Annotated in this window: 21 protein-coding genes and 1 pseudogene; 14 read left to right on the top strand and 8 right to left on the bottom strand. The window is 60.9% G+C overall.

The features are described from left to right. Nucleotides 1-61: 61 nt before the first annotated feature. The 5 genes from ASC81_RS00530 to ASC81_RS28060 are packed head-to-tail and all read left to right on the top strand — an operon-like array spanning nt 62 to nt 3,643. Nucleotides 62-2,302 carry a cation-translocating P-type ATPase gene (locus ASC81_RS00530; protein ID WP_082536153.1) on the top strand — a complete coding sequence of 747 codons (2,241 nt, stop codon included), beginning with the start codon at nt 62-64 and terminating at the stop codon, nt 2,300-2,302. After that, nucleotides 2,292-2,699 (top strand): DUF3703 domain-containing protein, encoded by a 408-nt coding sequence (locus tag ASC81_RS00525; protein ID WP_056261325.1) that lies wholly within the window; start codon nt 2,292-2,294, stop codon nt 2,697-2,699. Before ASC81_RS00530 ends, ASC81_RS00525 begins: the two co-directional genes overlap by 11 nt. After that, nucleotides 2,696-3,151, top strand: a complete 456-nt coding sequence (cadR, locus tag ASC81_RS00520) for a Cd(II)/Pb(II)-responsive transcriptional regulator (protein ID WP_056261322.1) — start codon at nt 2,696-2,698, stop codon at nt 3,149-3,151. Before ASC81_RS00525 ends, cadR begins: the two co-directional genes overlap by 4 nt. 36 nt (nt 3,152-3,187) lie before the next feature. Then, the gene (locus ASC81_RS00515; RefSeq protein WP_056261318.1) at nt 3,188-3,469 is read left to right on the top strand and encodes a hypothetical protein; all 282 of its coding nucleotides are present in this window, start codon (nt 3,188-3,190) and stop codon (nt 3,467-3,469) included. Between the two features lie 45 nt (nt 3,470-3,514). After that, complete coding sequence (locus ASC81_RS28060; RefSeq protein ID WP_255354391.1) at nt 3,515-3,643, top strand: hypothetical protein; 129 nt, start codon at nt 3,515-3,517, stop codon at nt 3,641-3,643. Nucleotides 3,644-3,726: 83 nt separating this feature from the next. Here ASC81_RS28060 and ASC81_RS00510 read toward each other — a convergent pair whose 3' ends face one another. The 3 genes from ASC81_RS00510 to ASC81_RS26815 form a co-directional block, all read right to left on the bottom strand. Continuing rightward, nucleotides 3,727-4,185, bottom strand: coding sequence for a helix-turn-helix domain-containing protein (locus ASC81_RS00510; protein ID WP_056261315.1), 459 nt, complete (start codon nt 4,183-4,185; stop codon nt 3,727-3,729). Nucleotides 4,186-4,194: 9 nt separating this feature from the next. Beyond that, a complete protein-coding gene (locus tag ASC81_RS00505; protein ID WP_082536152.1) occupies nt 4,195-4,458 on the bottom strand; it encodes a hypothetical protein in 264 nt (87 codons plus the stop codon). A gap of 82 nt (nt 4,459-4,540) precedes the next feature. Continuing rightward, complete coding sequence (locus ASC81_RS26815) at nt 4,541-4,810, bottom strand: hypothetical protein (protein WP_156391612.1); 270 nt, start codon at nt 4,808-4,810, stop codon at nt 4,541-4,543. A 94-nt stretch (nt 4,811-4,904) separates the two neighbouring features. Between ASC81_RS26815 and ASC81_RS00500 the strand changes: the two genes are divergently transcribed. The 8 genes from ASC81_RS00500 to ASC81_RS00465 all read left to right on the top strand — a co-directional run bounded on the left by ASC81_RS00500 (nt 4,905) and on the right by ASC81_RS00465 (nt 12,690). After that, on the top strand, nt 4,905-5,240 hold the full coding sequence (locus tag ASC81_RS00500; RefSeq protein WP_200946661.1) for a YnfA family protein: 336 nt from the start codon (nt 4,905-4,907) through the stop codon (nt 5,238-5,240). 611 nt (nt 5,241-5,851) lie between these two features. Further along, a complete protein-coding gene (locus ASC81_RS00495; protein WP_235533525.1) occupies nt 5,852-7,102 on the top strand; it encodes a tyrosine-type recombinase/integrase in 1,251 nt (416 codons plus the stop codon). Then, nucleotides 7,099-8,100: a tyrosine-type recombinase/integrase gene (locus ASC81_RS00490; protein WP_056264094.1), complete on the top strand. Its 1,002-nt coding sequence runs from the start codon at nt 7,099-7,101 to the stop codon at nt 8,098-8,100. The genes ASC81_RS00495 and ASC81_RS00490 overlap by 4 nt, the downstream gene beginning before the upstream one ends. Beyond that, nucleotides 8,093-8,347: a site-specific integrase gene (locus tag ASC81_RS28210; protein ID WP_056261307.1), complete on the top strand. Its 255-nt coding sequence runs from the start codon at nt 8,093-8,095 to the stop codon at nt 8,345-8,347. Before ASC81_RS00490 ends, ASC81_RS28210 begins: the two co-directional genes overlap by 8 nt. Nucleotides 8,348-8,694: 347 nt before the next feature. After that, a complete protein-coding gene (locus ASC81_RS00480; RefSeq protein ID WP_156391610.1) occupies nt 8,695-9,708 on the top strand; it encodes a hypothetical protein in 1,014 nt (337 codons plus the stop codon). A 376-nt stretch (nt 9,709-10,084) separates the two neighbouring features. Further along, nucleotides 10,085-10,378, top strand: coding sequence for a hypothetical protein (locus ASC81_RS27290; RefSeq protein ID WP_056261299.1), 294 nt, complete (start codon nt 10,085-10,087; stop codon nt 10,376-10,378). A 7-nt stretch (nt 10,379-10,385) separates the two neighbouring features. Further along, the gene (locus ASC81_RS00470; protein WP_056261296.1) at nt 10,386-11,123 is read left to right on the top strand and encodes an SOS response-associated peptidase; all 738 of its coding nucleotides are present in this window, start codon (nt 10,386-10,388) and stop codon (nt 11,121-11,123) included. 376 nt (nt 11,124-11,499) lie between these two features. After that, a complete protein-coding gene (locus ASC81_RS00465) occupies nt 11,500-12,690 on the top strand; it encodes a hypothetical protein (protein ID WP_156391608.1) in 1,191 nt (396 codons plus the stop codon). Between the two features lie 188 nt (nt 12,691-12,878). On the opposite strand, the gene ASC81_RS26810 is transcribed toward ASC81_RS00465, so the two are convergent. After that, nucleotides 12,879-14,248 (bottom strand): IS3 family transposase gene (locus ASC81_RS26810; RefSeq protein ID WP_156391607.1). Its coding sequence is split into 2 segments (ribosomal slippage): nt 12,879-13,739 and nt 13,742-14,248, totalling 1,368 coding nucleotides; the frame shifts between segments, so codons are not numbered across the junction. Nucleotides 14,249-14,979: 731 nt separating this feature from the next. On the opposite strand from ASC81_RS26810, the pseudogene ASC81_RS00445 reads away from it, so the two are divergent. Then, nucleotides 14,980-15,656: pseudogene (locus ASC81_RS00445) on the top strand (IS3 family transposase); the annotation flags it as partial. A gap of 77 nt (nt 15,657-15,733) precedes the next feature. Here the strand turns inward: ASC81_RS00445 and ASC81_RS00440 are convergent. From ASC81_RS00440 to ASC81_RS26800, 4 genes are read right to left on the bottom strand one after another with little or no spacing between them, the layout of a single operon-like run. Continuing rightward, nucleotides 15,734-16,954: a site-specific integrase gene (locus tag ASC81_RS00440; RefSeq protein WP_162245834.1), complete on the bottom strand. Its 1,221-nt coding sequence runs from the start codon at nt 16,952-16,954 to the stop codon at nt 15,734-15,736. An 8-nt stretch (nt 16,955-16,962) separates the two neighbouring features. Then, complete coding sequence (locus tag ASC81_RS00435; protein ID WP_056261272.1) at nt 16,963-17,508, bottom strand: hypothetical protein; 546 nt, start codon at nt 17,506-17,508, stop codon at nt 16,963-16,965. Nucleotide 17,509: 1 nt separating this feature from the next. Continuing rightward, entirely contained in the window at nt 17,510-20,611 is a 3,102-nt protein-coding gene (locus ASC81_RS26805; RefSeq protein ID WP_156391605.1) for a hypothetical protein, read from the bottom strand. Continuing rightward, nucleotides 20,596-22,353 (bottom strand): hypothetical protein, encoded by a 1,758-nt coding sequence (locus tag ASC81_RS26800; protein WP_156391604.1) that lies wholly within the window; start codon nt 22,351-22,353, stop codon nt 20,596-20,598. Before ASC81_RS26800 ends, ASC81_RS26805 begins: the two co-directional genes overlap by 16 nt. Between the last annotated feature and the right edge of the window lie 189 nt (nt 22,354-22,542).

Genomic DNA, 22,542 nt, shown 5'->3' with positions numbered 1-22,542 from the left:
GCCGAAGCCGATCAAAAAAAGTACTTGACTCTGGAGCCGCTACAGGGTTTTCAATTCATTCATGAGCAAAACAGACGACACCTCATCCGCGGCTTCCATCTGCTCGTCCGGCGCCTGCGGAAGCTGCTCCAGCACTTCCCAGCCCGTCGATGCGCCCGCAATTGCCGGCGGCAAGACCTATCGCATCCCCACGATGGACTGTTCAGCCGAAGAGGCCGAGATCCGGCGCGCGCTGGAGCCTGTCAGCGGCATTGCGTCGCTCGGCTTCCAGCTCGGTGCGCGACGGCTGACGATTTCCGCGCCAGCAGACGTGCTGCCCACCGCGCTTGAAGCGATTCGTCGGGCCGGGTTCAAACCCGAACCCGTTGAACCCACTGCCGCCACTTCGACGGCCTCGCCATCGGACGGCCATGAGCACGGCATGGGCTCAGGCATGGCGCGGCTCGGATTGGCTTTGTTGGTCGCCCTTGCGGCCGAGGGTATCGAGTTCGTGCTGCCGGACACCCGGGCGAACCAGGGCCTGGGCATGGTGCTCGCCGTGGTCGCCATCTGGCTCGCAGGCGTCGAGACCTACACCAAGGGCTTTGCCGCCCTGCGTCGGCTCAAGCTCAACATCAACGCGCTGATGACGGTCGCGGTCACCGGCGCATTCTTGATCGGCCAATGGCCGGAAGCAGCAATGGTGATGGCGCTCTACGCCATCGCCGAGCTGATCGAAGCGCGGTCAGTCGACCGGGCGCGCAATGCCATCAAGGGCTTGATGGACCTGGCGCCTGAGGAAGCGACAGTCCAGCAGCCGGGCGGTGCCTGGACCACGGTGCCTGTCGCGTCGGTTGCCATCGACAGCATCGTTCGCATCCGCCCTGGTGATCGCGTGCCGCTGGACGGTACGGTCACGCGGGGCGACAGCGCCATCAACCAGGCGCCCGTCACCGGCGAAAGCATCCCGGTCGAGAAGGCCGTCGGCGATCCTGTCTTCGCTGGCACCATCAACGAGACCGGCGAGCTGGAGGTCCGCGTGACGGCTGCGGCCTCCAACTCCACGCTGGCACGCATCATCCATGCGGTCGAGCAGGCGCAGGGATCGCGCGCTCCGACACAGCGCTTCGTCGACCGTTTCGCGGCGGTCTACACGCCGGCCGTCTTTGCACTGGCTGTTGCCGTGGCCGTGCTGCTGCCGTTGCTGACGGATGCCACCTGGCTGCAGGGCATCTACAAGGCACTCGTGCTGCTCGTGATCGCCTGCCCTTGTGCGCTGGTGATCTCCACGCCCGTCACGGTGGTCAGCGCGCTGGCGGCGGCCGCCCGGCGCGGCATTCTCATCAAGGGCGGCACCTACCTGGAAGACGCACGCAACCTGAAGGCGGTGGCGCTGGACAAGACCGGCACCATCACCGAAGGCAAGCCCAAGCTCGTCGACCAGAAGACCATGCGCGACGACGCCGCAGCAGTCCTGCGGTTGGCGGCAAGCCTGGCCGGTCGATCTGACCATCCGGTGTCCAAAGCCATCGCCGAGGGCTTGAACCTCGAACACGACGCGGTCGACCAGTTCTCCGCGCTGGCTGGCCGTGGCGTGCAAGGCAGCATCGGCGGCAAGACCTATGTGCTCGGCAACCATCGCCTCATCGAGGAGCGGGGGCAATGCAACTCCGAGTTGGAAAACGAACTGAAGCGCCACGAGCAGCATGGCCGCACGGTCACGCTGATGGCGGACGAGCAAGGCGTCATCGCGCTATTCGCGGTGGCGGACACCATCAAGCCCTCGTCGAAGGCCGCCGTCGCAGATCTCATCTCCCTGGGCGTCACGCCGATCATGCTGACCGGCGACAACGAAGCCACGGCGCAGAGCATCGCCAGCCAGGCTGGCATCGAGGAGGCGCGGGGGAACCTGCTGCCGGAGGACAAGCTCAAGGCCATCGAGGAATTGCAAAAGCGCTTCGGCCTCACCGGCATGACCGGTGACGGCATCAACGACGCGCCGGCCTTGGCCAAGGCAGACATCGGCATCGCCATGGGTGCCGCAGGCACGGACACGGCCATGGAGGCCGCCGACATCGTCATCATGAACGACGACCTGCAGCGCATCCCGACCGTCATCCGGCTATCCCGCAAGACCCACGCCGTGCTTTGGCAAAACATCTCGTTCGCGCTGGGCGTGAAGGCGGTGTTCTTCGTGATGGCGGTGTTCGGCACCGCGACCATGTGGATGGCTGTCTTCGCTGACATGGGAGCCAGCCTGCTCGTTGTGGCCAACGGTCTGCGCCTGCTGAAGGCGAAGGTCGAGCCGCCCCATGCTGATTGAAGGGCCTGCCGTGACTCACTTCTCTCGACATATCGCGCCGCACGTCGACGCGGAAATCGCCGAAGCGCGGCGTCTTGAAGCGTCGGGCGCCGTGGCCGCCAGCTTCACTCACCTGGAGCGCGCGCATGTGCTCGGCCAGGCATCAACCGTCCAGCACGTCCGCGTGCACCTTCAGATGCTTGCCTGGTCGCTGAGGCACCGCGTCTGGAAGGAGTTGCGAGGACAAGTGCTTCGCGTCATCGGCGCGGCGACCAAGACGGCGCTTGGTTGGGTGCCGACTGGCAACACGGGCGGCGCCGACATCAGTCCTTTCCAGCCGCTGCCCGTGCCGCCAGACCTGGCCCGCATGATCGCGTCGGCGCAGTGTCCACATGGAACGCCGAGGGACGGCTCATGAAAATCGGTGAGCTTGCCCGCGCCACGGAGACCGTCATCGAGACGATCCGGTTCTATGAGCGCGAAGGGCTGCTGCCGGCACCAGCTCGCTCGGAAGGCAACTTCCGGATCTACGAGACGAAACATGTGGAGCGGCTCCAGTTCATCCGCTACTGCCGTGGGCTCGACATGTCGCTCGACGAGGTGCGAGTGCTGCTGCGCTTCAAGGACAATCCTGCAGACGACAACTGCGGGGACGTCAACGTGCTGCTTGACGAGCACATCGGCCACGTCTCCCGGCGCATGGCTGAGCTGACTTCGCTGCAGCGCGAACTCACAGAGCTGCGGCAGCGGTGCGGCGCAGCCAGGTCCGCTGACCAGTGCGGCATTCTTGCTGGCCTGTCTGAGGCTGCGCAGGAACCTGCTGCCGTGCCGAAAGCACGCGGGCACCTCAAATCGGTCCATAGCCCCTGATCCCCAGCGCAGTCACCCCGGGAATATCATCGACGCATGCGCAAGCTGTTTGCCGTCCTCCTGGTGCTCTTCGGTTGCCTGACCTTCGTCGGGCAAGCGGTTGCGAGCGCGTCGGCCGGCTACAGCGATTGCTGCCTTCAGGGCTGCAAGGGCATGGTGCATTGCGCAAGCGCCACCTGCCAAGCGTGCGCGGCGCCGCAGCCTGCACCTGTTCCGCAAGCCAAGGTGAAGCTGCCGGCGGACGAGCCCCATTGGCCGTCGGCCACCATGTCCTTCGACGCTGGCCCGCGTCGCGAACCGTGGACCCCTCCCGATTAGGTTGATGCCTGCTTCGCAAGTACATCAACCATCGAAAGGACATCCATGAAATCCAAGTTCATCAAGATCGCCGCTGCGGTCGCTCTGCTCGGCGGCTCTGCCGCAGCCTTCGCCGCACAGGCGTGCTGCGGCGACATCGCCTGCTGCATCCAGCAGTTGCTGTGCTGCCTGTAAGGTCTCATTGACGTGAGTCCGGGCCGGCTTCATCGCCGGCCTTTTTCATATCGGACCTCGCCGCTCGGCGGTTCTGAACGGCTTCAAGTCTGCCCGGCGCAGCAAGCGGCACGGGTTGCTGCGAGTGGCAGCGAGAGGTCTTCCAGGATGGCGCAATCGACTGCCGTTCCACCGGCGCAGGCGGTGTCGCAGCTGTTGACGAACTGGGTCATGCTGGCTTCGAGCGCCTGCAGTTCAGCGAGCTTCTCCCGAACCTGGTCCAGGTGCCGCGCCGCGATGTCGCGCACCTCCAAACAAGGCCGATCAGGTTGGTCGACCAAGCTCACCAGCTCGCGCACCTGTTCGATGGAGAACCCGAAATCGCGGCAGCGCCGAATGAAGGTCAGCCGACCTACGGCGGCGTCACCGTAGACCCGTCGACCGGCGTCCGTGCGCGGCCCAGGCGGCAGCAGCCCGATCTCCTCGTAGTACCGGATCGTCGGCACCGAGCAGCCGGTCTGCTGGGCGACCACGCCAATGGAGCGGTTTGGCGACTTGTTCATGCACTCAGCTTAGCGTTTGCATCCGCAGCCCGAAGCTGGCGCGACTTCAGGTTTCGCATCGGGCAGGAACTGGGAGAACAGCCAGCGAGCGCTGGCCGCGTCTTGCTCAGGGCCTGTGATGTCCAGGCGAACGGCGTCGGCGTCGGATGTCAGTCGGAACTCCAGGAAGGCGCAACAGCTTCTTTCCAGTTCCACGATCTGCACCACCTCGTCGACGGCAGCAGGGTCATAGAGCAGGTGCAGCGTCGAGCCAGTCAGCGTGTGACCCCGCATGTGAGCTTGAGTGAGTCGGCGGATCCGGGCCAGGCGGGCGCCCCTCTGCGTTGGTCCAAGCGTGCAGGCGATGTGCGTTGGTTCAGCCGCAAGCATGCTGGGCCTCTGTCGAGCAAGCCTCGGTGCACGCGCATTTGGCACGGCGAGCGGCTTCACGACGCCGCCACCACCAAACGCCAAGCAGACCCACCGCAATCACGGCGAGGACAGCGGCGGCGGGCAAGAATTCGTCGGCACAAGCCCACAGCGCGCTTCCGAACGCTGCGAGCCCGCCTGCTATGCCCAGCAGCGGGATCGCGCAGCACGCGGCACAGGCGGCGCCCAGGCCGAGAGCAAGTTTCCAGGGTTTCATGAGGGCTCCTTGATGACACGGCCGACAAGGTAGAACCTCAAGCCACTTGAGGAGCAAGCAGTTCTTGCCAACGCTGGCTGAGGACAATGAGCTGATGGAAATCCTCAAGACCTTCGGTTTGTTCGTGGTGACGGCGCTGGCCGAGATCGTCGGTTGCTATCTGCCGTACCTTTGGTTGAAGCAAGGCAAATCGCCCTGGTTGCTGGTGCCCGCAGCGCTCAGCTTGGCGTTGTTTGCGTGGCTGCTGGCCCAGCATCCCACGGCCGCAGGACGTGTGTACGCTGCCTACGGCGGCGTCTATATCGGCGTTGCCATCCTGTGGCTGTGGCTGGTGGACAAGATCGAACCATCCAGGAGCGACTGGGTCGGCGCGGCCATCAGCCTCGTCGGCATGGCCGTCATCATGTTCTGGCCGCAGGGCCGCGCCTAAGCGCTTGCGAAGGACGTCGGCGCTGATGGCACATCCAGCGACCGAAGGCTCTTCTGCCACCAGCCCACGTCGCGCCAGGCACCGTTCTTGAATCCGACGTTGCGATACACACCCAGCGACTCGAAGCCCACCGCCCCGTGCAGCGCGATGCCCGCGTGGATAGCGCCGACTCAAAGCTCTTCAGAACTGCAGCTGGGTTGCGTGAGGCCTTGACCTCGGGCGTTGCGGGGACGATGTTCCCAGAGCGTCAGCACCCGGATGCGTAGCGGTCACCCAGGCTGCGAGGCGCCGAATGACCGTTGCCGCCGGAAGCGGCCATTGGGTTGCGAAATCTGGGTGACAGCAGCCAGCCTGATTGCTGGAGCTCGGTCAATTTCGGCTTTGGGGCACATTGCTGACAGCCGACTCAGCAAACCAAAGTAGGCACCCGCTGCTTATGGAGAGCTTTCCATAAGCAGCGTTATGCACAGCACGCAGTTATGAACAGTTCTGGGGCTTGATCCGGCTGCAAGCCGCGATCTCCCTGGGCGTGCTGCCAGGAGAGGTGCCGTTGAACTGGACATAAATTCGCGGCCGGCGCATGGATGGCGATCTCACAACTGGAGATCGCCATGGACTTGATCCACTCAATGCACCCGTTGGCCAGGGCTTGGCTGCTCGACGGCCCGCTGTCCTCGTACGTCGAGGCATTTCGGGCCTTGCTGGAGCGAGGCCGGTACGCGGAAGGCAGCTCGGCAGCGGCCTTGCGTGGCTGGTCGCACTTTGCGCACTGGATGACGAAGTGCCAGCTATCTGCTGAGCAGATCGACGAGGCCCTTGTCGGGCAGTTCCTGGATTCGCATTTGCCGCGCTGCGACTGCAATCTCGCGGCGCTGCGCACACGCAGCGACTTGAGCGCCAGTCTTGGGCATTTGCTTGCCTTGCTGCGGGAACAGCATGTCATCGTCGAGTTGCCCGGGCCCAGCGGTCCTGTGGCGGAAGAACTGACCCGCTACAACACCCACATGCGCGACGCTCGGGGCCTGGCGCTTGGCACCCGAGAGGATCGGCTCGCGTGCATCAGTCTGCTGTTGCAATGCAAAGTCGCGGGCAAGGCCGTCGCCATCGGCGAGTTGCAGCCGGAAGACGTTCGCGGCTTCATAGCAACCGAGCTCACTCGGGTCAGCAGCGCATCGCATGCCAGCGCAGTCACTGCGGCGCTGCGGGCCTACTTCCGATACCGCGGGACTTGCGGTGACGCAGTGAATGCCCTACTCGGCGCTATCTCGTCGCCGGTGCGATGGAGCCAGGCGTCGTTGCCGCGCGCGCTGACGACCGAGGAAGTCCAGCGCCTCGAAGCGCATTGCACCCAAGCCAAGCGGGCACCGCTGCGCCTGCTGGCCATGGTGCGCCTGGCCTTGGATCTCGGACTGCGCGTGGGCGAGATTGCCAAGCTGGACATCAGCGACTTCGACTGGCGAGCCGGCACGGTGACCCTGAAGAGAACGAAGTCTCAGCGCCAGGATGTACTGCCGCTGCTGGCTGTCACCGGGCAAGCGCTGGCGGAGTACATGAGACACGAGCGACCTGCAACCATGCTGCCGTCGCTGTTCGTCCGTCGGGTGGCGCCACACGACAAGCCCATCGGCGTCGACGCAGTGAGCCAGTCAATCGGGCGAGCCCTGCGAGGTGCCGGCATCTCACGTAGTTGCCACTCGTTGCGCCACACGCTGGCCTGCCGCCTAGTCAACAGCGGCAGTTCGATCAAGGAGGTTGCCGATGTGCTTCGACATCGGTCGCTGGACACCTCGCTGATCTACGCCAAGCTCGACTTGCAACTGCTTGCCGAGGTCGCTCTGCCTTGGCCTGGGAGCGCATCATGAGGGCCGCGTCATCGGCGAACATCGACCTCACCGCCAAGGTCGAGCAGTACCTGGCTGAACGCCTGCGTCTCGGATTCAAGCCGTGTTCATCCGATCTTGCCGTTCGTCACTTCGCCTGCTTCATGGCCGGCGATGCCCAGGGCAACACGTTGACGGTGGACATGATGGTCCAGTGGGCCCGCCAGGTGCAGCCTCGGTACCTCGTGGACGGCCAGGCCAGCGTCGACACCGCAGCGCGCCGACTGGCAACGCTGCGCCCCTTCATGCGCTGGCTGCAGCAGTTCGATCCGACCGTCGCGGTTCCAGACGACTCCAGCTTCGGCCCGATCCCGCGCCGCGTGGCTCCTCACATCTACAGCGAAGCCGAGATCGCGGCGCTGATCGTCGCGGCACGCCGACTCGGCCCTTCGGATGGCCTTCGTGCCGCTACCTATGCGACGCTGTTCGGCCTGATCGCATCGGCCGGGCTTCGGGTCTCCGAAGCGATCAACCTGGCCGACGCGGATGCCGATCTGGACGGCGGCGCCCTCACCATCCAGCAGACCAAGTTCGGCAAGTCCCGCATGGTGCCGCTGCACCCCAGCGTGATCGGTCCTCTGGCAGCCTACCGGGCCTTGCGCCGACAGCACGTGCCTGCGAAGCCTCAGATGCCCTTCTTCGTGGGCTCGCGAGGCGTGCATCGAGGTGAGCCGCTGGGAGATCGACAGGTACATCGAGTGTTCTGCGAACTGCGCGAGCAATTGGGCTGGGTCGATCGCGGCGGCCATGGCCGACCTCGCGTGCACGACCTGCGTCACAGCTTCGCCGTGAGGCGGATGATCCTGTGGCATCAGCAGGGAGCGAACCTCGACCAACGGATGCTGGCCTTGTCCACGTACATGGGCCATATCAACATCTCCAGCACCTACTGGTACCTGAGCGGCGTGCCGGAGTTGATGGCGCTGGCCGGCGCTCGATTCGAATGCTTCGCCGACGTCGCGGAGGGCGACGATGAGTAGCGCTGACCACCGCAAGCCGGCCTCGCCGAGCTTCGCAGCGCTGGTCCAATCCTTCTTCGCCGAGCACCTGACGCAGCAGCGCGCGTTGAGCCCACAGACCGTCGCAGCCTACCGGGACGCGTTCGTGCTGTTCCTGGACTTCGCCCAGACGCGACTGCATAAGACGCCAACGACGCTGTCGCTCGCCGACTTGACGCCAGCCGCTTACGCTCATCACGCAGGTAGGCCCACGGATCCAGTCCGTTGAGCTTGGCCAACTGCACCAGGCTCATCACCACCGCCGCGCGCTGGCCGGCCAACGCGCTGCCGGCGATCTGGGTTGCATAGGTGCCCACCTGTTCGTATTGGTGGGCACCATCGTCACGGGTGCATCAGCGCTGTTCAATATGGGACGGCTGGACGCTCACCTATCAAGCGCGCTGGGACGGCGCCCTCGTTGGCCACCTCTCGCTGGCCGGGCGCAGACGCGCAGAAACGCTGAATGACGCATTGAGCCAAGCCTGCTGAACAAGCAATCGTCAGGCGGAAGGACACTTTCCCTCATGCCTGATCACCGTCTTGCACCTAGAGTTCCGGCGTCACCTGGAGGGATCCGTGCAAGATCAGATCAAGTGCCCGTATTGCTCCGCGGTGTCACCGCCTACATCCGAGAAGTGTGCAGGATGCAACGAGCCATTTCCATGGCTCTTGGAGATTGGAAAGCTCCGCGTCGAAATGAAGGAGCGGGAGTCGAATCGCCTTAGGGCCACGACGACGTTGATTGACGAGATGGTCGCAATGTCGAAGGGCGGGCCTCCTGTCTCGCTTGCAGCCATCAAGGGCTTTGCTGCCTCATGGCTCTTTCCACGCACGGTCATCGTCCTCGGGTCAATCGCGGGCGCCGCGCTCTTGGCCATGCAGACCTACATCATGAGCCAACAGACGAAGCTGATGACGCTGCAAAGTGCAGCGGCGAAAGTAGAGCAGATTGAGAAGATGCGCGAGCGGTGGTTCAAGATTTCTGCGCTACTAGCTGACAACCGGCATCTGCCGCCTGGATACGAATTGCCGATCGGACATTTCGATTGCAGCCCTGATTGCGACGCACCTCTCGAAGTGGCCCTGTCAGACGGACACGAGAAAGCGACCTCAATGGCCTTCACGTATGTGACCACTACGTTGGACACCCATGGCATCGTGGCCTTTAAGTCCAAATCCGCGGCTGCGGATCAAAAATCTGGTTACTTGGTGAGCGTCGTCCACCCCATGATCTCCCACTGCGGGTCGCCGAGCACTCATGCGGCCAAGATCTCTGAACTGCTGGACCTTCTAAGCTATAGCGCGCCCCTTCTCGAGCCAAGAGCGAATCTAGACCGAAGAACAATCCAGATCCGATTGGGCGAGATTGCATTGAAGGATGCAGCCCTCTACGAAGCCACTTCTGCCAAGGCGGAACTGCCCTCCATAGGCAAGGTCTGGAATCGCAGTAAGCCCGGATCGCAAGGCCACTTCTTGTCGAGGATCGCGAGTTGGCACATGGATCTAAGTCATCTCAGTCAGGAACTGGTCGAACGATGCACAGCCATGTCAACAAAGATCGCCAGTGACATCGCAGCCATGGAGCAGTAGCGGCCAGGCCGAAGGGAAGTTTTCGGCGTGGGCTTGGAACTGCCGGCACGCTGAGGCGGTCGATTCCGCTACTCCAGCGAAAAGCCCGGTGGGGAATCGTCCTTGTGCGGTTTGTACTGCCACGCCGTCTGGCACACCTCACACCTGAAGTAGCTAATCGAGCTCTTCGACGCGCCTGGCAGCTGACAGCCGTATCGCGCCCGGCTTTCCTTCATCCTGTCATGCGGAGACACCCCCAGCGTGTTTCTCTTCAGGCCTTTACAGCCATCACATGCCGCCATAGCTCCCCCGGTGCTCGGAGGCCGAGTATGCCGGCAGCCGTCTTCTCCCGTCCGACGAGGTCAGCCATACTGCTCCTCCGACAAGGAGAGGACGCATGACGACAGCCAGCTCCCAGACCCGTGTTGACGAGACCGAATTGGATCGCGTCGATTGGCGCACCTTCGACGAGGTAGTCCTTGAAGGGCCCGCATACGCGTTCGCCTTGCTGATCTACTCCAAGCCGCGGCTGATTCCAAGCATGCCAAGAGGATCGAGCCCACCGGTCTTCCACCCCAGCCAGCTTCTGATCCGGGTAGATGACCAAAACGACCCTGCGACGCATAAGCGCATTCGCGCCAAGCTTGGTCAAGCTTCCAATGATCTCCTTGAGGCGGGTTGGCTGGTCTAGAGCGACCATGTGTTCCAACTACAAGCCGGTCACGCTGCGGGATCGCCTACTGGCGCATTTCGGCGTGGTGCGTCCGGACACTGAGACGCCGACCGAATCATGGCCTGGCTACAACGCCCCCTTCATCGTCCGACCTGACGACAAAGCGAAGCTGTCCTCGGGACGCAAAGCGCTCGTCGGGCAATACGGGTTGGTGCCGGAATGGTCGAAAGACCTGATGCTCGGCCGGAAGACCTACAACTCCAGGTCAGAGACTGCCGCGGAGAAGCCGAGCTTCCGGGAGGCTTGGCGGAAGCGTCGCTGGTGCATCGTGCCCGCGGAGGAGCTCTACGAGCCGAACTACGAAAGCGGCGTCCCTGTGCGCTGGGCTGTTCGCCGGATAGGCGGCCCCATCGGCGTCGCCGGGCTGTGGGGCATGTGGTTGGATCCAAAGACCGGGGAGCGAGTGCCGACGTTCACCATGTTGACGGTGAACGCTGACGACCACGTGCTCTACCGGCGACTTCACAAGCCGGGCGACGAAAAGCGGATGCCCGTCATCCTGCGCCCCGAGGATTTGGACGCGTGGCTGAACTGTAGCGTTGACCAGGCGATGAGTTTCATGAAGCAGTACCCGCCCGAACTGCTCGACGCCGAGCCGTTCCCCCTTCCGTCACGCAAAGCTGCGGCCAAGGTGCCGCGTGCCAAGCCGCATAGCCCGCCGCCCGAGACAAACGGACCAGAGACAGGGGATCTGTTCGAGTAATGTCACAACCTCAGTGGCCGCGTCATGCATCGGTAGTGCTGCTGGCCTGATAGGAGCAGGTCGTCGCGGCCGGACTAGACTCGGGCGCGCGGGGGCGCAAAACGCCCGTAAGCGTCCTGACATGTCATGTTGATCCGCTGAGCCGGTCCTAGGATGCTCGTGTCCATCAACGACTGAACTGACCCCCAGAAGTTGGACAGTCAGTGTCCGTGCCTAGGCGATGATGTGCAACCGGGTTGAACAAAAGATCGGCGGACGGCTTTGCAGCGGCTGCTGACGGCTAGTCTTACGTATGTTTTCCGCAATGACGTTGGCGCACCGCCCTCCCTTGGCCGAAACGGTCGAGGCGATATAAGCTGAGAGCATGGGAAGGTCTTTGACCCCACCGAGCAAGCGCGGTCTCGCACTTCTTCTTCTCCTTGTCTTGGTTGGCACAGGTGGATCGTTGGCTTACTGGCGACATCGGGATGTGGCCGGAGTAGTGAACGAGGCTGCGGCGCCCATTGCTGCGGCATCCGCCGGCTACATGGCTTCAAACTCCGGAACTGCAGTTGGGTCCTCGCGCGCTCGCGTTGCTGCTCCCGCACCATCCCTGGCCATCGAGGCCGAAGCAGCGACTTCAGGGGAGATGGATATCCCACCCGAAGGCTTTGAATTCTGTGGCGTCCGGCGGGTGCCGGCCAATGAACTTCGCCGCTGGAAGGCCGACCCGGTCTGGGGAAAGACGCAGCTTCAGCAAATCGAAGACCAGAGGGAACGCATCAGCGCAGCTGGGTTGGCCCGGATTTCTGCGCGGTTGGCGGCTGGCAATGACCGCCAGCAGGTGGCGGCGCGGTTGCTGATGCAGGACCGCGATGGCGCTGCCCTGCTGGCCGAACGCAGCACCGATGCACAGGCCTACCAGATGGCGTTGACCGCCTGCGCTTGGCCTCGCCGCGACACGCCAAACTGCGCACGATTGAATCCGGGCCGCTGGGCCCAGCTGGACCCGTTGGACGCACGGCCCTGGATGCGGATGATGCAGGCAGCGCAGTCGCGCAAGGACCAAGCCGCGGTGGACTCCGCGTTGGCGCAGGCGGCTGCACGGCCTGGGCTTTCGCGCGGGTCTTTCCTGCTGGAAGCCTTGGCGGTAGCAGCGGCGGACGCCGTGCCGGACGCTGCCGAATTGGGCCAGGCGCTGGCTGTCGTCATTGGCATCGATGCTGCGATGCCAGGCTTCGACATGGGAGCACCGGGGCGGGCCTGCCGAGGCGAGGCGCTGAATGACGCGACGCGGCTTGCACATTGCCGCACGGTTGCGCGCCAGGCGCTTGCCAGCGCCACCGACCTAGGCGACGCGCAGATGGCGCAAAAGCTGGCAGATCGCACCGGCGTGCCGCCTAACCAGCAAGCCTATGACGCGGTGACGTTGAAGGCCGCGGAAGAACGCTTCCATGCGAGGGCATTGGACCTAGACGTGGACTGCGAGTCGATGCGCCGTTTGAAGCAGCTGTCCGCCGAGCGCGCCGCTTCTGGCGATCTCGCAATGGCCATGGCGTTGTTGCCGCCTCGTGCGCCGGCGCGCTGACTCGCCCTACACCTGGCACGTATTGCACTGCGCGCAGGTGCGCTGATGGGGTGCTCAGCAGTTGACGGACCGGCGTCGACGCAAAGTGACTGTCCGTTAGACGCGTGATTCCTGCTACTCGAAGAACCGGTCTCGAAGGGCGGCACCCAGTCCGAAGCCCCCGGCCGCTCCGTAACGATGGTGCCGATCTATGCACCGGCAGCGAGCTGTCGGTACTCGACAGGGCTCATTCCGCGAAGGCCGCACCGTATTCGGTCGTGGTTGTAGTACCGGATGTACCCCCGCAGTCCAGCCTCGAGCTCATCTAGGCTGCTGAACTTGTTGACGTGGAAGTATTCCGACTTCAGCGTCCCGAAGAAGCTCTCGACCACGGCGTTGTCCAAGCAATTCCCCTTGCGCGACATGCTCTGCGTGACGGCATTGGCGCTGAGACGCTGGCGGTACTGCTCCATCTGATATTGCCAGCCCTGATCGGAATGCAAGACCGGGCGGTCACCCGGACGAAGCTTCGCAAAGGCTCGATTCAGCATGGCGCCGACCATCGTGAACAAGGGGCTTCGCGAGGTGGCGTATGCAACGATCTCGCCGTTGAACAGGTCGACGACGGGCGACAGATAGAGCTTCTTGCCATCGACCTTGAACTCGGTCACGTCAGTCGCCCACTTCTGGTTCGGCCCTGACGCGCTGAAGTTGCGCTCGAGAACGTTTGGCGCCACCTTGCCCACCTGACCGCGATAGGACCGGTACTTCTTCGGTCGGACGATGGACTTCAGTTGCAGCTCGTCCATGAGCCTTTGCACCGTCTTGTGATTGATGACGGTGCCCAGCCGGCGGAGGGTCGCAGTGATCCGTCGATAGCCGTACCGCCCCTTGTGTTGGTCGTAGACAGACTTGATGAGGTCCTTGGTGGCGGCGTACTTGTCCTCAGCTGCAAGCGCGGCCTGCTGGTAATAGAACGTGCTTCTCGGCAAGCCCGCTGCACGAAGCAGTGCAGGAAGGGCGAACTTCGGCCTCAGTTCAATCACGACTTGCGCCTTCTGCCTGGCGCTGATGCCGCTTGAGATTGAACCAAGGCCCTCAATTTTTTTAGGTATGCGTTCTCCGCGCGTAGGACCTCCAGTTCGTCGAGCAACGCTTGTCGGCTCGGTCCCTCCTGGCCAGTGTCCTGGGGCGGCGGTCCGGCCGGGACCTCTGGCACCCTGTTGGCCCTGCGTGTGGCGTGATGGGGCATCAGACCGGCAATTCCATCCCTGCTGTACGCGCGCTCCCACTCAGCGATGCTGTTGCAGCGGCGGACGTTGAAGATTGCCCCAGCCTGTCGGCACGACAGTCCGTCGGCCTTCATCCGCTGAAGGACGTCGAGCTTGAATCTTAGGTCGTAGGTCTGCCGTCGCTTCTGTTGGATGCCGGCGATGCCGAGCGCCGCAAAGCCGGCAACCCACTTGCGAAGCGATGCGACATCGACGCCGTGAAGCTCTGCTGTCTTCTTAAGGCCGAGCTCGCCGGATCGGTAGGTCTCGACAGCATCGAGCTTCTGCTGCTCTGTGTATTTGTTCAAGTTGGGGTCTCCGTGGAGTCCAACTTTCTGCGGTCAGTTCACGACTTGATGGGTACGTACGCACTATGGATCAAGCAGCACCAGGCCGCCGCCGGCGAGTTCACAGCGACGAGTTCAAGGCTCAGGCCGTGCAGGCTTCGCAGCAGCCGGGGGTCTCGATGGCCGCCGTGGCGATGGCTCAAGGTAAGCAATGGGATGCAGTCTTTTCTTCGTGCAGCAGTGAACTGGAAGCTTGGCAAACCGGGGGCGTCCATGTACGTCCGGGGAACGCCTCTGCCTAGCTTTTCGATTCGGCTTCGACCCAGACGGTTTGACCGGGGTGATGCTCTTCGATGGTCCCGATGGCGTCGGGAATCAGTTCGCGGTCTCCGAGCTCGTAGATGANCGGCTTCGACCCAGACGGTTTGACCGGGGTGATGCTCTTCGATGGTCCCGATGGCGTCGGGAATCAGTTCGCGGTCTCCGAGCTCGTAGATGAACCGACCGAAGTTCGGGCGGTCCAGTGCCTCGTAATTGGCCTCCGTAATCGCGTCGCTGCCGCACCAGATGGCTTCATCAGCCTTGGCGGTGCGAAGCACATCAGCCAGCCCAGCGGGCGTGATTGCAAGGAAGACCATAAGACGTACCTATGCGTTGGCGGCGCGAGCTAGACAGTCTGCCACTGGTGAGGCAGAGGTTGCTCTATGCAGCTGACGGGGTGCGTGGGCAGCCGCTGCAGCACGTCGCGCAGGTACCGGCGCATCGGCGATCTGCTGCGCGCCGCAGGCACCAAGGTCAACGACACGGCGTATACCGGCTGTACAAGCTGGCCGACCTGTCGGTACGCAAGCGCCGGGGCAAGCAGCGCCTGAAGCTCGAACGCGTGCCGCTGCACGAATGCCAGACCGTTAACGAAGTCTGGAGCATGGACTTCGTCTCTGATAGCCTGGCCAGCGGGCGGCGCATCAAGTGCCTGACCGTCACCGACGACTTCAGCCACGAGTGCGTGGACATCGCCGTCGATCACGGCATCGGCGGCGATTACGTTGTGCGAGTGCTGGACCAAGTGGCGCGCTTCAGGGGCTACCCGCAGGCGGTGAGAACCGACCAAGGGCCGGAGTTCACCAGCCGATCCTTCATGGCCTGGGCCCAGGCCAAGGGCGTGCGCCACATCCTCAACCAGCCGGGCAAGCCCACGCAGAACGCCTACATCGAAAGCTTCAACGGCAAGTTCCGCGATGAGTGCCTCAACGAGCACTGGTTCCAGAGCCTGAAGCAGGCGCGCGTTGAGATTGCGCGCTGGCGAATCGACTACAACGAGGTGCGGCCGCATAGCAGCTGCGGGTGGATGCCGCCGGCGAAGTTCGCGGCGCAGCATCGTCGAACTACGAGCGGCGCCATCCCGGCGCCACAACAGACCCAGGAGTAATCTCCTTAAACCCAGCGGATTCCTGAAATCGACTGGTACGGGTTCTGGGGGCAGGTCATTCCGGTAGTCCGAAAGCTTCAGCCCCCTCCGGCACTGCGATATAGGCGCCGCACGTTAACGGAGATGTAGCGGCGCAAAGACTCCACCGATCGGTGCCCCAGCTTCGACGCCACCGCTTCTGCAATGGAGATCGACGACGTATCCAGACCGAACTGGAGTCGTGTCCTGATCTCATCGCAGATCTCGTTGTCTGCAAATCGCCGGCGCAGTGCGTGTACAGCACAGCCTTTAGGCAACCCCACCGCACGCATCGCCGCCGAAAAGAGCTTGGTCACGCTTCTCGGCTGTATAGGCATGCCGTCACGCGATGAAACGAAGACCGCGTCACGCGTCACCTTGCGGCCAAAGCCCATCGCTTCGCACATTGCTTGCCGGGGACCCTCGATGAACTCCAGAATCATAACGGCCACATCAAGCGGCACGCTGTACTCGTTTCCGTAGCTGAACTTTTGTCGGTCCGGGGTAATCGGAAACGTATCCGAAGAACTATTCTCGATAGCCTCCCGCTTGAATTGATCGCAGCGCAATGAAACGAGCGAGTCGCGCCTGAACCCAGTATCCAAGCTGATTCTGAAGAGCAGGTGATCTCGCTCTCTCAGATAAGTGTTGTCCGTTCGATTCACAAAATATTGGCTGAGGGCGTCCAGCTGCTTGTCGGAAGGCGTCCGTCCTGCTAAATCGGTCGGCCTTAGCTCTCGCACTGGAAACAGGGCTGGGCAATGGGCCAACATCCCGCTTTTGCCTCCTCGCCCCCTACCTCGGACCCGGTACGAATAGATCTGGCATCCATCCCCACCGATCGTTGAATCAGGAACACGCCCGTGATCTTGCATCCACCAAAGCCAGTTGTAGACCGCGCGCAGTTTCTGATTGATGGTCACGGCACTCTGTCGGAACTCGGGTCCAACTCGTTTCCATGCTCCGACGAGTCCCACAGCAGAATCAATACAAGCATTGCGATAGGACAAGATCGTTTGATCGCTCAGATCGGGATATCCCATGCCTTGGACGAGGATGTAGTCATAGAAGGAAGCGATGCCTGTCAGCGCTTGGTGGATGGTTAAGCGGGAAAGCCCTCCCTGGACCAGCCACATGGAGTAGTCAGTCAGATCGTGCACGAGGCGCCGCCCCTGCATGTCGTAGGCGATGACCTCACCCGCAGCGTGGTGCCGCAACACCACCCGGGTGGCGCGGACCGCTGCACTACGATCCGCTGCCGACACCGGCATCTGCGTCATCTTAGACATCATGACTTTGAGCGCACCCGAATCGAGAGCTCGACCAATTGCTTGCGAAGGCTCGACACCTCGACCTCCCTTGCTCGGCAAGTTGCCTTAAGCGCAAGAATCTCCTTCTCCGCGATCTCTCGCAGTTTGTTGGCAATGCTGAGTCGACGCCGAAGTCCGTTCAAAGTGTCAAATGGCCTTGCTTCTGCAGTCTGCTTCTTGAACTCCACAACCGCCTTGACCGCAAGCGCCGCAGACTCGTACAGGTCCTGCGCGTGAAGGGTCTGATTTGCGTTTCGCTTGAACTTGCTCAGCTTCGAATGAAGATCGCTCGGTAGGTCATCCACACTCCACCTGTTGAACTGTCGAACCGTGATCGGGAGGCGCGGCTGCAGCGCCGTGGCCAAGTCGTCGGGAAGTGGCGTCGCACGGGACACATGTTGCGCCCTTGCGCCAAGCGCCCCGACTATTAACTCGATCTTGCTGATGATGTTTAGCCGAGCGGCAGCCTGATTCTCAAAGGCAACCGTTGGCTTTGGTTTGGTCGCAATCCTCCGCTTCGGCATGCTACTTTGCTCCCATAGCAGCGAAGCGCGCGTCCCGAATCCTCAACCAAGCATCGATGCTTTCAATGTTCCTTGAGATTGCTCTTGCGAGGACGCTATCAGCATTCAGAGCTTCAAGGCGTGCGAGCTCATCTCGACGGTATATCGCTATGGATTGCTGGTGGCCAGTTGTGAAGTCATGGAAGGGGCACGATGTGCAAACGGAGATGCTGGCGCGCTCGGGCACCGGCGCATGGCCGGACGTTGATCTGCACTTGGCTCCGACATTACGACGCCCCTTCGCAGCGTTGCAGTTCCCATGGGGGTAGGGGCGGCTACGGTGACCGCGATCAAGGAACGCATTCGCCACTTCCTCAGAGCTCGGGAGGACGCTGGACAAGTCGTTTTCCAAGCGTCCAATCATCTTTTGGCGGAACCGTGTGACTAGCTTCGCGAACACGCCCACTCGAAGGCCATCTCCAGCCAAAATCTCCCCTATCACCGCGATGAGTTTCTCTTTCGAAATCTCCTCCAATTCGCCCTCAATAGCAAGCACCGCCTCGGCGTTGGAACGGAGTTTCTCAGAAGCAACTGGACCGTATTGAACGGCGCGCACAAATCCCGTATTTGCAGGTCCATCACGAATGTATGTAAGTATTGACTCAATAGAGAGGGAGCCAAATTGCTGTGCAATCGCAACAAGCGTTGAACACTCGAATCTATAGTGATGAATTAGGGCATAGGCGCGTCGGCCCGTATGGAGGCCAAAGCTCCATGCGGCCTCTTCGCCGAGCGCATCTGAAACGAAATCGTGTGCTCGCCCGCCTCCGGCCGAAACGCCGAAATTGAAGAAGACGGGCTGCTTTCGACTTGAAGGTATTAGCGAAGGGAATTCAGACAGCATGCATACCCCGCGCGCCGGTTCGCCAGAGACCTCCGCAGCGCTCCGCCATCTTCGGGCGAGGCCACTGAGCCGCTCCAGCGTGCTCATAGCCAATACAGTAAAACTTGAAACCAAAAAGGTTGAGTAGTCCTTTTTGCTCTTTTCAATGTAGAAGTCTGCAGCGTAAAGGCCGAGCACGGGATCGAGACTACGCAAACTCCCGCAGTACATTCCAATGCTGCGGCCAACTATCTCGTCCTTTCTTCTGGCGTTGAGAAATGCCACAATAATGGCCGCCGCCGAATATACCCTATCAATAACACAGTTTAGCGAAAAATCTCGCTCCCTAATATTTACGTTTCTACCTACAATCATTGTGATTCGCCCGCCAACAATTCTCTCTAAGGACTCCAAAGACTGGCACCGCCTCAGCGTAGCCAAACTCACAGAGAACTTGTGCAGCATTACTGGCTTGCGCATCACCGCATCAACATACTCTTCGATAACACTTATTAGGGGCGGCGCTAGCGAACGTAACGTGGAGATGCTTTCAAAGAGCAATGTCCCCACTACGTCCGGAGTGATATTGGGGGTCTGACCATCTGCCCTACCTAGTTTATTTGCCAGAACGTATGCATTCAGGTATGGGTACACGTCCACTCTGCGAGGTGAATCGATATCAGCAATCAGATTTATTGCAGCCATCGATTGGCGCAGCTGAGTCGCAACCATCCCTTCAACAGCTGCCACGCTAGCTCTTGGAACAAATTCCTTTGGCGTTGGAGCTAGATTAAGGGCGTCACCCAAAAGCTTACGGACATGATGCAGCTCTCTGCCAAATGCATTAGTGCCAATATCCTGCGCGAACACCGCCTTTACCGAAATGCTTCTCCTACTCCTATTGTCATTGAAATAGGACTCCAGCTGAGTTCGGGTTGCTGTTCGAATATGAACCTCGGTGCGCTCTGATATTCGAAGGGCTCTGCTCCATCCTCCAAGGGCTAGGTCCTTCGCCAGTTCGTCAAACTCGTGCTGTTCGAGCGCTTGGGGGCGGAAAATCCCTCGCAGCCAGCTCCACTCGAATAGCTTGAGCAAAGTACTCTTTGTCGCCATGAGCGCCTGCCTCAGCGACTTCGACAGCGAGCTCCTTCGAATCTGCTCGGTAAGGCAATCCACAAGCAATGCGCAAAGCTCGGGTTCATCCGCAACGGGTCTAGGTCTGACGGAGAACGGGGTCGCCGGAAGCCATGCGTCGTTAAGGTCTTCGCACCAGGAAGTGATGCAACCTACCCCGGCGATTTGGTACTCGATCGTTAAAATTCCATCAAGCAGGCTGATTCGATAGCCTCCGCCTTGGATGCTCTTTTCAGAGCTTGACGCGCTAGTCTTCGCAACAGTTTCCGTTTCCACCGGATTAGAGAAAACAATTTCACCGAGCACCTTGGATATTCGAATGTTTGGCGCAACAACTTGGATCGCTGACTCAGAAAGGGTGATGCGCTCACATAAGTGGCTCACCAAGACAAGCCATGGATTCCCTGGAACAGATGCCGAGATAACCGCAAGTCCATCTAGCAGGGACGCCTCCGTGGCATTTTCGAGACATAACCAGTGTGTGCTCGCCGTACCAACTGATACGGTCATCTGCACGCGGCTGGCGTTCGTCTGACTGCACTGGCTTGACACGACTCCACGAAGATAAACCCAATGAACTCGGCCGCCTGCGCTGCGCGCCTCTCTGACTAATGCGGGCGCGTCTGTGTCCAACCATCGTTGCACCTCTTCTATTGCTGGCCCCTTTTGCTGAATGCGGCCGATGGTCGAGAAACATAAGCCCCACCGGCTGAGATAGGCCTTCTTTGCTTTGTCCGATAGCTTGGTCTTGCCGTCCAAGGCATCATCCATCAGGCGGGCGACCCCTTGATAACTCCAAAGTAGATCAAGCTGGCCGAAATCACAGGGTGCGCCTCGATAGAGTGCGTCTTTGAGCTCCTCTTCTTCTTCCACCGACAATCGCATTAAGCGGCCTGGGCACGCCCCAGATACTGAGACCGGCACCGCTTCAAGGCCTCCAGTCTTAAGTCTATTCCTAACGGAGTGATAAACCTTGGTGGAGACACCGCTTTGTTTGCAGACTTCTCGGAAGCCAAGTCCTCCTTGAATGAGTTTTGCCGCCCTCATGCGTTTAGCGTTGCGGATCTCCAGCGCAGCAACCGTTTCTGGCTTCAGCTTTCTTTCCATTGCTGCCCCTCAGAACTCAATAGTTTGGCCAGCTCAGCCGCTCGAATTGCAGCGAGCGGGCCCGCGGAAATTACTGCATCCAGCATCACTGCAAAAATCATCGCGGGCAGATGGTACTTTCGGAAGTTCTCGGGATAAGCATCCATCAGCGCTCGCCAGTGCGCTCGATAGAAATGCAGTTGATGGACGTTCTCGGTAACTCTACGTTCATTCAGGACGATCCTACGATTCGGACACCCAGACTCGCCGACATGGCAATGGTCGCCCTTACAAAACCCAGCGACAAGGTATGCAGGCTCAGGCGGTCGTCCTGGATCGACGCATGACGAACCGTCCCCGATTGGATAGAGGATGCTCTGCTTGAAATCTCGCCGCCCGGGACTTGCCTTCAACTTGCCTTCGTAATCGACAGAGGCCTCAAGTCTGCGTTGGAATTCGAAGTTGATGGCCTGATTTAGCGAGGCTAGAAGTTCTTGCTGCAGATATCTAGCCGTGGTATCAAGGCTTTGGTGATCTGCGACATCCTGAGTAAACCCAAGGTCTACATCCCGCACGCTAGATAAACCAATAAACTGGGTTCGTACCTGATCGTGAGAGAAGTTCGGGAGATGGTATTTTTCTTGGAAACGCTTAAGCTCCGCGCGTATACCCACATATTGCCGAAGCTCGCGAGCAGGATCGACATGGCGGCCAGGGTTGATCCATAGCCTGTCATCGTCCTTTCTGACAAGCTTGAAAGCTTTCAGCCAGAACAGTCTCGCGCGGAGCAATTGCAGCGCGCGCGCTGCCAAAGCATTACTCTTTTCTACAATTGAAACCGAGGTGTGCTTCCCCGTCTTTCCTTTATACGACTGAAGCGTGTATGGTGGGATTTCGCCAAGAACATTTTTGTCGGTTAAATTTGTGACAGCGTCTGCGTTCCAACCAGTGTGTACGCAAAGCGCCAACATACAGGCAGTGCGCGTGTACGCGTTTCCATAGAGGTAGTAGGAAAACGGGTCATCAGGCACATTTGAAATTGAACCTTCAAGGCGCAACCCCTCTGCTATCCAACTGGGATTGCGCATTCGTAGCGGCAGCTCCGAGTCCGAGATACCAGCTTTGGCCTTATCTGCCATTTCCCAGTAGATAGACGCCAAATGCATCCCGGTGCATCCGACGTTCCTAAGTGAAGCGACTACTTCCCAGTTGATGCTGGCAGAAGATTCGGCGATTGCTTGACTTAGTGCCAAACGTATATGAGGCGGCAATTCGGCTCGTTCAACTGCTTCAAACCTCCGGCAAAAGTCCTCGTGCGCCATAAACTCGGCTTCACAGGCGTTTTCGATCTTCCTCATGTCGTCCATGAGAGTCAGTAGCCTCTTCTCTCGAAGGTCTTGTAGCGTCCGGTGGGAGATCGCTTCGATTGGCGGCCGCGGCGTTCCATCGGACGCCGAGCCCGGCATGGAGCTGATTAGCGGGCGAGGTGTGGTTTTGGACAGCGTCAGCCGGGGCTTGAACGCCGTTTTGACGGCACGTCGCAAGTCCGGATCGACGGAGCAAAGGAAGGCATAAAGTAATCTGCGGACCTGCTCTGCAATGCGGCCCGCGGTGCGCCTCTCGAACCTGATATCCAGCGCGTCCTCTAAAGCGCCGAACGCGCGTACCAGAGCCTCTCGCCTTAGTGCGGAGCAGGGCAATCGCGCCAGCTCAAGCCACCCGTCGGACTGCGCAGCGGCCTTGAGACCCTTGGCGAGGTTCAATGCCTCGTTCTTGTGTACGGGTCGCACCGTCGACTCGCGGGCTCTCTGCAGGACAGCTCTCCAGAGCCACGAGCCGGAACCGACGCCAATTTCATCGTGCGTCAGGATCACCTCATCGCGATAGATGGTCTGAACCAGCCGAAATCGAGTCGAGATCGTGGCTATCGCGTCTACCTGAGCTGCGCCAAG

Origin of the sequence: Pelomonas sp. Root405, from assembly GCF_001425165.1 — a bacterium.
Lineage (GTDB): Bacteria > Pseudomonadota > Gammaproteobacteria > Burkholderiales > Burkholderiaceae_C > Pelomonas.
This window is presented reverse-complemented; position numbering and strand designations above follow the sequence as displayed.